We start from the raw sequence: 10595 nt of genomic DNA on the forward strand, positions 1-10595 counted from the left end.
ATCAGATTTTTTTCTCTGCTTCAAGTGAAGCCTTAAGCTCGCCGCTGTTGTATCTTTCAATAATACTGTTGATTCTCTCAACAGGATTGAGAAGATCGCTGATAGAAGCGTCGTGGTTAAGAGTATCGATAAGGTAAGCAATATACTTACTCATATCACAGCTTATGTACCATTCACGAGAGAGAAGCTCAGGTGTCTGATAAATAAGGTTTGTTGTGAAGACTTTATCTATGATACCGTTCTTGTATGCTTCATCAAATACATCCAGTCCGCCTGTGAAAAGACCAAATGTTGAGAAAGCATAGATTCTTGCAGCTTTACGCTCTTTAAGAGCCTTGGCAACATCAAGAAGACTTTCGCCTGAGGAGATCATATCGTCGACAATGATAACAGATTTGCCTTCAACACTTGTTCCAAGGAACTCGTGAGAAACGATAGGATTTCTTCCGTTTACAACCTGTGTATAGTCACGACGCTTGTAGAACATTCCCACATCGAGACCGAGCACACTTGCAAGATAGATTGCACGGCTCATTCCGCCTTCATCCGGGCTTATTACCATCATGTTGTCTGAATCAATCTTGAGATCCCAGACATTTCTAAGAAGTGCTTTGATAAACTGATATGTTGTTCTAACGGTCTCAAAACCGTTAAGAGGAATAGCATTCTGTACTCTCGGATCGTGAGCATCAAATGTAATGATGTTGTCTACGCCCATGCTTACAAGTTCCTGAAGGGCAATAGCACAGTCCAAAGATTCTCTTGAATTTCTCTTATGCTGTCTTGATTCATAAAGGAAAGGCATGATAACGGTTATTCTTCTGGCTTTTCCTCCTACAGCAGCGATAATTCTCTTAAGATCCTGATAATGATCATCAGGAGACATGTGATTTTCTCTGCCAAACATTGAGTATGTCTGTGAATAGTTACAAACATCTACAAGAAGAAAGAGGTCATCTCCACGAACGGAAGTTTTAATAACACCTTTTGCTTCACCTGTTCCGAATCTCGGTACCTCTGCTTCAAGGATATAAGATGGTCTTTCATAACCTGTAAAGGCCAAGCTTCCTTTGTGTTCGTTTTCTCTTTCGGCTCTCCATTTTACGAGATAGTAATCAACCTTTTCAGCCAAGGTCTTAACACCTTTTAATGGAATGATTCCCAATGATCCAACGGGAATTGTTTCCAGATTACGTTTCTCTTCTTTTTTAGGCATTACTGAAAATCCTCACTTTCTTTTATGGCAATCTTTTTGATTTTCCTGATGTCAGGACCTGAGAGCTTTAGCAGTTTATAGTTGCTTGCAACTCTTGAAAAAATACGGTCCGAATATATAATCTGTACTTCTTCCAAAGACAGATTAGTGTTAATGATTGTTGACTTCTTGCGAAGATCTCGTTCATTTAAGCATGAAAAAAGCTCGGAAGACACGAAACTGTTTGTGCGCTCCGTACCGAGATCATCTATTATAAGAAGTTCACAGTTATAGATATCATCATATATTCCGCGAAGTTCTTGTTTGTTCTTGTAGTCAAATGAATTTTCTGCCAGAAGTTCAAACAAGCCCGATGAGCTGAAATATATCACGGAGTGTCCCTTTTTTAGCAGCTCATTGGCAACACAAGTAGACAGGAATGATTTGCCAACACCCACTGTACCATAAATGAAAAGATTTTGGTAGTCAGAGTTAAAAGAGTTTACAAAAAGTTCAGCGGTCTTTAGCGCACCGCGGAATCTCTGCAGATCGTCGCCCTGATAATATTTTTCATTTACAAGTTTAAAGTTGGCAGTCTTTGCCATTTCTTTGAGATTTGATCTGTCGTAGAGCTTTTCAATTATCTTTTGCTTGAAACAGTGACATTTTTCATTACCGATATAACCTGTATCTTTGCAATAAGGGCAGGAGTAGCCCATATCGAGATAATCATCGGAAAATCCGGATTCGGTAAGAAGCAATTTTTTTTGACGGGCGAGTTCTGCCAGTTGGTGCCTTAACACCGAGCGGTCAAGCCTTTCGCCTGAAAGAAGTCTTTTTCCGAAATCAACGCTTATGGTAGAGGATTTGTCCTCCAGTTCCCTGTATCCGGGGATGGTTTCGTAGACGGAGCGCTTTCGCTCCTCGAGTTCCTGTCTGTGAAGAGAGCGCATCTCTTCATAAGTGTGCATTATTTCATCGAATTGCGCGTTGGTCAATGCCATATGTTTATACCTTTCAAAATGCAAATCGCTACACTATTCGTTTCGCTTACATACTTATGCCCTGTACGTGTTTCAGGGAAGGCTTGTGCCGCCACCGAGCCAAAGTACAGGGCCGAGTATGTATGTACCCGTATCTGATTCCCCAATCAAATATGAGCATCAGTTGTCCAAAAGCTGCTTCTCAAGCTCAGCAAAATTATATGTATTTTGCTGGAACTGATTAAAGCGGTTCTGGACTCCGCTTGGGCGAATATATGATTCGTCGGAGCGGATTTTGGTATTAATGGATGCCACGGAAGCCTTCGATCTCTTTTTGCGGAGATCTTCAGTGAAGTCAGCATCAAGTCTGGCAATATCCTCCCTTGAAGAAACATTGTTGGCATGCCAGTTTCGAAGAATTGAGTCACAATATTTGAGACGATTCTTCTGTGTCGCCATAACAGTACGGTCGCAGGCTTCCATAATGATATCCATTGAAAAACCCAACTCCCTACGCCACGATTTAATGAAGTTTCCTTCTTTTTCCGTGGGACTATTTTCCATACCGAGTGCCTTCATGATCTCGATTATCTCGTGATCATGTTTGAAATTCTCCACGCGAGCCTGTTTTGGCGTTTTGATGCCTTGCTGAGTCCAGTTTATTGCGACTTTTTCCACATACCTGAAATCAGCCTTATGATTATCGACGCAATATTGCATCAGATAGTCCAAAAGATCATCAGAAAACTTAAGTTCATCCTTTATGTAGAACAGAGTCATAAGCTCTGTCGATGTAAGAGGTCTTTTAAAATACTGTTCTGCAGGGAACACGATATTCGCAGCGGAAGACTGTTTGAAAGCACTGAGTTCAGCGGCAGAATAGTTAGGTTTTGCCTTAATTGTGCTTTCGGGTTTGGAAGCGGGAACAGTTCTCATAATTGGTTCGCTCTTGCGTGGAGCGACCGGTTTCTGAGAAGTAATATCTTCCATATGTATTCCTATAAGTGTATCCGAGTTGTCGTATTCAAGACTGATAAGACCCTTTTTCTCCCAGTACTTGAGAGCACGCACTACGTCCTTCTCGGTATGGTTGAATTTATCTGCCAACGCAGAAACGCTTGTAGGCAGATTGGCCTTCATCATGCGCAACAAATAAAGGTAGATCTTTATCTGCGCATCGTTAGCATCCTGCATGTATTCATCTATAAAGATATTTGAAACACTGGTAGAATCCTCCCCCACCTTAGTACTGATAGTTACTCGCCCCATCATCTCTCTAATCACCTGCTTTACTTTTTCATCACATGTAGGATTATAGCATGGTAATTTTTAATATGATATGGGAAAAGTGACGAAGAGAAGCGGAATCTGAGCGTTTTGCAAAAAGTGGAAATCTTTGTGGATAATGTGGATAACGTGGATTATTATTAAAAAAATCTAAAAAAACAGCCAAACTCTCAAAAAGACCGGGAAAATAGGTCTTGTTGAAAAGTCTGACTGTTATCCACGAAGAATGTATTTTATAAATTGAACCAAAAAAGTGGAAAAGTGGAAAAGTATTACTTACCAAGTAGCTCGTTGCCGATTTTTACTACATCTCCGGCACCCATGGTTATCAACAAATCTCCTTTAGTGCAATTTTGCAAAAGAAATTTTTCGACTTCTGAAAAGCCATCTAAAGTAGGAAAATACGTGCAATCATGGCCGAGTTCAACAATCTTGTCACAGAGGGTACGTGAGCTGATGCCCAATGTATCTGTCTCTCTTGCAGCATAGATGTCAACAAGTACTACTTTATCGGCAAATGAAAGTGCTTCGGCAAATTCATCAAGAAGAGCCTTGGTTCTTGTATATGTGTGTGGCTGGAATACGCACCATATCTTGTTGTGTGGATAATTCTGCGCTGCAGTGAGCGTAGCCTTTATCTCTGTGGGATGGTGGGCGTAGTCATCAATGATGGTAACGCCGTGTATTTCTCCCTTGTGCTCGAAACGGCGGCTTGTGCCTCCGAATAATGAAAGAGCTTTTGTTGCCACATCGGAATCTATTCCGAGAATATTGCTTACAGCGATTGAAGCAAGCGCATTGTACACATTGTGAAGTCCCGGTACCGCGAGCTTGACATCAAGCACTTTTCCGCCGGGGATATGAGCCTTAAATGAAGGATTTCCGTGCTCATCATATTCTATATCAGAAGGATAGTAGTCAAAATCTTCTTTTGAACCGTATGTTATTATTTCACAGCCCAGTCCTTCTGTGATCGCGCCAACGTTCTCGATGTCACCGTTTATTACGAGTGTTCCGTCATCGGGAAGAAGATGTGCGAATTTGGAAAAAGAGTTTCTTATATCATCAAGATCCTTGAAGAAATCAAGGTGATCCGCATCTATATTGGAAATAACACTGATCTTAGGGAAGAAGCTGAGGAAACTGTTAGTGTACTCACAAGCTTCGGTAACAAAGAAATCAGATTTTCCTACGCGGATATTTCCGCCTATGTCGCTGAATACGCCACCGATTGAAAGTGTGGGATCTGTATCTGCTTCAAGAAGAATCTTTGAAAGCATTGAAGTAGTCGTAGTTTTCCCGTGAGTTCCGCTGATCGCGATGGGAATCTTATACTCCTTCATTATCTGACCGAGAAGTTCGGCTCTTGTCAAAATGGGAATATTTGCTGCCTTTGCAGCCATGAACTCCGGATTGTCGGGATGGATGGCAGCTGTATGTACAACAACGTCAATAGGGCTCGCATCTGTGATATTCTGAGCACACTGACCGTACATAATGTTAACTCCAAGGTCGGAAAGAGCTTTTGTCATTGGAGATTCTTTTGAATCCGAACCTGAAACTTTGAATCCTTTCTCTATTAATATATGAGCAAGACCGCTCATTGAGATACCGCCTATCCCCATAAAATAAACGTGCGATGGCTTACTGAAATCAATTGTGTACATAAAAAACCCTCATTTCATAGAATACGTTTTATAACGTAATCTATATTGTAACACGATTTTTTACAAAGTCAAAAACGGAAACCTGATTGAGTGAAAATATATTCTATATTTAGAGTATTTATGTTTTTTAAATAATATGTTTATGATATACTCATATATAAGAGGTAACATTTTTTTCTGTAATACAGGACAGTGAGTTTGGTGTATCAAAAACCGGCAGCTATAGCCGGATCCGCAACGAGGTGGAACATGATAAAAAAAGAGATGATCGCCATGCTGCTGGCGGGGGGCCAGGGAAGCAGATTAGGAGTGTTGACAGCAAAGATGGCAAAGCCGGCTGTCTCTTTTGGTGGAAAGTATCGAATTATCGATTTTCCGCTTAGTAACTGTATCAATTCTGGAGTGGACACTGTGGGTGTTCTTACACAGTATCGTCCGCTTAGGCTTAATTCTCACATTGGAATAGGTATACCGTGGGATCTTGATCGAAATTTCGGAGGAGTCACGGTTCTTCCTCCTTATGAAAAAAGCTCCAACAGTGAATGGTATACCGGTACTGCCAATGCTATTTACCAAAACTTTGAGTATATGGAAAATTATAATCCGGATTATGTACTGATCCTTTCGGGAGATCATATATATAAGATGGATTATGAGACTATGCTTGACTTTCACAAATCAAGCGGAGCGGATGTAACCATTGCGGTTATGCCGGTTCCGATGGAGGAAGCAAGCAGGTTCGGAATAATGATCGCAGATGAAAATAAGAAGATCGTGGATTTCGAGGAAAAACCTGAGCATCCAAGAAGCAATCTCGCATCAATGGGTATATACATTTTTTCCTGGGAAGCTTTAAAAGATTCTCTTATTAATAATAAGGATCAGTCGGGACTAGATTTTGGTAAGCATATTATTCCTTATTGCAAGGAACAGGGATTGTCATTATATGCATACGAGTTTGACGGCTATTGGAAAGATGTGGGAACTCTTACATCATACTGGCAGGCAAACATGGAGCTTATAGACATTGTCCCCGAATTCAACCTCTATGAGGAATACTGGAAGATATACACTTCCAGCGGGGTTCAACCGCCTCAGTATCTGGGACCCGAAAGCGCCGTTGAGAGAAGTATCATCGGCGAAGGCTGTGAGATTTACGGAAAGGTGTACAGCTCAGTTATCAGCCCCGGAGTAAAGATCGGGAAAGGTACTGTGGTCAGCAATTCAATAATAATGAATGAGACCGTTATCGGTGAGGGTTGCAACATAGAAAAAGGAATCATCGCCGAGAAGGTTACTATAGGAAACAACGTAAGAATCGGAGCTTTTGAGGAAAAAGAAAACGACTCGAAGCCCAATATCTATTGTGAAGGTCTCTGCACTATCGGAGAGAAGTCGGTTATTCCCGACAATGTGACGATTGGAAAGAATACGGTTATCTCGGGTGTGACTGCTGAAAAGGATTACAGCGATGGTAAACTTGACAGCGGCAAGACACTAGATAAGGCAGGTGATTGATATGAGGGCGATTGGCATAATTTTAGCGGGCGGCAGCAGTAGCAGGATGCAGGAATTATCCCAGAAGAGAGCAGTTTGCGCAATGCCTGTGGCAGGTTTTTACAGAAGTATCGATTTTGCCCTGAGTAATATGACAAACTCTCATATTCAGACGGTTGCCGTATTTACTCAGTACAATGCGGGAAGCTTAAATGCACACTTGAGTTCATCCAAGTGGTGGGACTTTGGTAGAAAGCAGGGCGGCTTGTATGTATTTACCCCGGCGGTAAAAGCATCCGGAAACTTATGGTACAGGGGAACGGCTGATGCGATTGCGCAGAATCTTGATTTCCTCAGAGCGTGCCATGAACCGTATGTGATCATTACTTCCGGTGACTGCGTTTACAAGATGGACTACGGAAAACTCCTCGAATACCATATCCAGAAACAGGCCGATATAACGGTTGTGTGTAAGGATATGCCGGCAAACACGGATACCGAGAGATTCGGAACTGTGAGAATGAATGAAGAGAGCCGGATAGAGGAATTTGAAGAAAAGCCTGTAATATCGCGGTCGAATACGATATCCTGCGGAATATACGTGGTCAGACGAAGGCAACTCATTGAACTTATTGAGAAGGCTGATAAAGAAGGGCGATATGATTTTGTGCGTGACATTCTTGTCAGATACAAAGATATGAAGCGCATTTACGGATACAAGATAAAAGAGTACTGGAACAACATCGCTTCCGTTGAAGATTACTTCCGGACGAATATGGATTTCCTGAAAGCGGAGATAAGACAGTATTTCTTTAGAGAATATCCGGGAATCTACACGAAAGTCGTAGACCTTCCACCCGCCAAGTACAACGTAGGAGTTAATGTAAAAAACAGCATTATCTCCAGCGGATGCATCATAAACGGAACAATAGAAGATTCCGTAATATTTAAAGGTGCTTTTATAGGAAACAATTGTTACATTAAGAATGCTATCATCTTAAATGATGTTTACATCGGCGACAATACACATATTGAGAACTGTATCGTTGAAAGTCACGGCACGATCCAGGCAAACTCTTACTACAAGGAAGATGACGGCATTAAAATAGTTATTGAAAATAACGAAAGATACATGATCTAAGTAAACCATTACTGCAGACTTCATGAAATTTATTTGACCAAGAGGGGGTTATATGATGAAGATAACAGACGTCAGAGTAAGAAAAGTTACAAAACAAGGAAAAATGCGCGCAATCGTATCGGTTACATTTGAGAATGAATTTGTTGTTCATGACATCAAGGTAATCGAAGGCGAGAGAGGCTTGTTCATTGCAATGCCCAGCAAGAAGTCTACGGACGGCGAGTATCGTGACATCGCACATCCGATCAACTCAGATATGAGAAAGGTTCTTCAGGATACAATCCTGGAAGCTTATGATAAAGCAGCCGCAGAAGACAGCGAGGGGGAAGCGTGACATAACGGCTGAATAGAATATTGAGTAAAAATGAGGCTTGCGGATTGAATGACCATTCCGCAAGCCTTTCTATGTAAGCTTTAGCTATTCATATAATCAAGATAGTTGTCAATTCCTATGATGGTCCAAGATATACCGGGATTATCATAATGGAATTCAGTTACGTTATATTCGGGACCTTCATTTAGAACAGTGCCGTTATATGTTACTTTTATTTCAGGATGGCAACGTTTCTCATCATCAGGAGAATATGTAAGAGTTACTTCAAAGCCTTCTGAATTGACAGTAGTAATATGTGAGCCTGTTTCTTCATCAAAATCGTAGCTGACGGTATAACCGGTTCCTTCTTCTAAATAATCACTGTTGTTATTTACAGTGAATTCATGTTTTTCATCATCAACATAATATCTGATAAATATAGCTTTGTAATCAGAATTACTACTCGTATCGTTTGAATCGATTTCGGGAGTTGTACTGCTAAAAGTGGTTTCGCAAGTGGTATTAAATGCACTGTCTTCAGAAGCGCTTAGAGTAATGTCTGCCGCTTCAGCGGCTTTTACAGGTTTGGAAAAAAATACCAGAGATGATACCAAGGATAAGGCAAAGATGCCCAACAATGAGTGACTTTTTTTCATGCGATTTTTCCTCCAATATGTGTATTGTTGGTATTGTGAATACAATAAGTTAAGAATAACACATATATCTGAAAATTCAATATAATTTAGACGTATTAATGTGTGTGATATATAATGAGGCTTGTGAAATGGAGTAATATCCTTCCGCAAGCCTTTTTTAATTAAGCTTCATTTCTGTTATTTAAACGCTGATTGTTCACGCACATTGCCGCACACGCCAACGGGCATGCACTTGTAATTCCGTATGCCCCCATAAATATAAGAGCAATATACATCAGTACCATAATTACAGCTATTATGAATCCGGCATATTCATAAACATCATCAATATGCTCTTCTTTGTCGGCTCTCTTAGCAACAAGTCTTTTTGCTGCCTTGTACATAGACCATAAACATACTGTAGCCAAAAAAATGTGTAGCGAGACAATCATCACGTTTCCCATAGTATTTCCCCAGCTCCTTATTTAATTTTTTGTAATAAACCTCTGTATGATATAATAACACATTTTGTTTTGATTTATTATTCAATTTACTTATTTTGTATACTTGTTCGTCAAAAATATGTTGAATTTTCGAAAATGCATGCTATTCTTAATATATTGTGCTTACAATAACGAAAAAATGTACATTGGAGGAAAAACGTATGAAAAAGAGTCATTCATTGTTTATTTGCTTTGCACTGTTTTTATTATCATTGGTATTGTGTTGTAAACCGATAAAGGCTGCCGAGCCGACAGTAATTAATCTTAGTGAGCTTAATGAGGGAGAAAAATTAGAAATTAAGGAAGATAGTGTTCTTAATCTTGATACTGACAAAAGTCTTTTTTATATTGGCATAAACGGTCATGAATTAACTATATCCGGAAACGGAACGCTTGAGCTAAGAGGTGTTAAGTTATTTGATTCAGGAAAAATGATCCTTAATAGCGGAACGATAAAATATAGTAGTTCGGTAGCTGGTGATATTAATCTTGAAGTAAATGGCGGCTCTATTATACTTCCAGAGAATATAGGAATATATTATAAGAATATCACAATTAATGGTGGCTATATTTCCGGACATCATATCAGTACTCATTTTGACAGTGATTCAAGTATTAGAATAAATGGTGGTCACTTGGAACTTAAGGATTATATTGATAGTCCCAATTTATACATCGATGACAACATGTTTGTTGTAGAACCTTGGAATAAAGCGCCTGAACAGCTGAGGTATCCTCTTGATAATTCTTTGTACATGGAAATAAGGGCAGAGATGCATGGCGTAAAATTGATACCTAAATCCGAAGTAAAGTTTTTGTCCGGAATTTCATTTAGCGAAAATTCATTTACACTCAATCAATATGAACACAAGCAACTTGCTGTGAATTTTTTTCCGGAGAATGCTTCGAACAAAAATATTACATGGAGTAGCAGCGATAGTGCTGTGGCGTTGGTTCATCCGGATGGATTTGTTAGTGCGTTCAAACCGGGGAGTGCTGTAATTACTGCAACATCAGAAGATGGGGCATTTACTGCTTCTTGTGAAATAATTGTTTCGGATCCAGGCAGTCCGGATGGATTGGTAATAGAGGTTTCAAGTCTATTGAATACACAGCCAAATCAAACAGATATCAATGTTACATATAAAGGTTATAAACTGAAAGCTGGAATTGATTTTGTCATAAAAATAGAAAACGATGAGAACACCGGCTTATCGACAACTAAAATCATAGGACTTGACGAATGCGTTCACAATATTGATAAAATAAGATAACTTATTAGAATCTAGGCTGCATCTGAGAAACAAAACTCCGGTGCAGCCTTATTTTCTGCGTTGATAGTTGGACTATAAGCAACTTTCAAAGTATACTTTG

Annotated in this window: 10 protein-coding genes; 4 read left to right on the forward strand and 6 right to left on the reverse strand. The window is 39.9% G+C overall.

Annotation, left to right across the window (positions count from 1 at the left end; all coding sequences use genetic code 11):
* Position 1: 1 nt before the first annotated feature.
* The 4 genes from DL92_RS0116015 to murC form a co-directional block, all read right to left on the reverse strand.
* Positions 2–1216 carry a ribose-phosphate pyrophosphokinase gene (locus DL92_RS0116015; RefSeq protein WP_026656540.1) on the reverse strand — a complete coding sequence of 405 codons (1215 nt, stop codon included), beginning with the start codon at positions 1214–1216 and terminating at the stop codon, positions 2–4.
* Positions 1216–2199, reverse strand: coding sequence for an ATP-binding protein (locus DL92_RS0116020; protein ID WP_026656541.1), 984 nt, complete (start codon positions 2197–2199; stop codon positions 1216–1218). The genes DL92_RS0116015 and DL92_RS0116020 overlap by 1 nt, the downstream gene beginning before the upstream one ends.
* A gap of 159 nt (positions 2200–2358) precedes the next feature.
* On the reverse strand, positions 2359–3450 hold the full coding sequence (locus tag DL92_RS0116025; RefSeq protein ID WP_051625394.1) for a DnaD domain protein: 1092 nt from the start codon (positions 3448–3450) through the stop codon (positions 2359–2361).
* A gap of 287 nt (positions 3451–3737) precedes the next feature.
* The gene (murC, locus tag DL92_RS0116030; RefSeq protein WP_026656543.1) at positions 3738–5132 is read right to left on the reverse strand and encodes a UDP-N-acetylmuramate--L-alanine ligase; all 1395 of its coding nucleotides are present in this window, start codon (positions 5130–5132) and stop codon (positions 3738–3740) included.
* 249 nt (positions 5133–5381) lie between these two features.
* Here murC and DL92_RS0116035 point away from each other — a divergent pair, with 249 nt between their 5' ends.
* The 3 genes from DL92_RS0116035 to spoVG are packed head-to-tail and all read left to right on the forward strand — an operon-like array spanning position 5382 to position 8104.
* On the forward strand, positions 5382–6650 hold the full coding sequence (locus tag DL92_RS0116035) for a glucose-1-phosphate adenylyltransferase (RefSeq protein ID WP_026656544.1): 1269 nt from the start codon (positions 5382–5384) through the stop codon (positions 6648–6650).
* Position 6651: 1 nt separating this feature from the next.
* Positions 6652–7770 carry a glucose-1-phosphate adenylyltransferase subunit GlgD gene (gene glgD, locus DL92_RS0116040; RefSeq protein ID WP_026656545.1) on the forward strand — a complete coding sequence of 373 codons (1119 nt, stop codon included), beginning with the start codon at positions 6652–6654 and terminating at the stop codon, positions 7768–7770.
* 55 nt (positions 7771–7825) lie between these two features.
* Positions 7826–8104 (forward strand): septation regulator SpoVG, encoded by a 279-nt coding sequence (gene spoVG, locus DL92_RS0116045; protein WP_026514385.1) that lies wholly within the window; start codon positions 7826–7828, stop codon positions 8102–8104.
* Between the two features lie 80 nt (positions 8105–8184).
* On the opposite strand, the gene DL92_RS0116050 is transcribed toward spoVG, so the two are convergent.
* Both DL92_RS0116050 and DL92_RS0116055 read right to left on the reverse strand, forming a co-directional pair.
* A complete protein-coding gene (locus tag DL92_RS0116050) occupies positions 8185–8739 on the reverse strand; it encodes a hypothetical protein (RefSeq protein WP_026668283.1) in 555 nt (184 codons plus the stop codon).
* 161 nt (positions 8740–8900) lie between these two features.
* Positions 8901–9182, reverse strand: coding sequence for a hypothetical protein (locus DL92_RS0116055; protein WP_026668284.1), 282 nt, complete (start codon positions 9180–9182; stop codon positions 8901–8903).
* 200 nt (positions 9183–9382) lie between these two features.
* On the opposite strand from DL92_RS0116055, the gene DL92_RS20520 reads away from it, so the two are divergent.
* Complete coding sequence (locus DL92_RS20520; RefSeq protein WP_051625395.1) at positions 9383–10495, forward strand: Ig-like domain-containing protein; 1113 nt, start codon at positions 9383–9385, stop codon at positions 10493–10495.
* The last annotated feature ends 100 nt before the right edge of the window (positions 10496–10595 follow it).

Source organism: Butyrivibrio sp. AE2005, assembly GCF_000686965.1.
Taxonomy (GTDB): Bacteria; Bacillota; Clostridia; order Lachnospirales; family Lachnospiraceae; genus Butyrivibrio; species Butyrivibrio hungatei_A.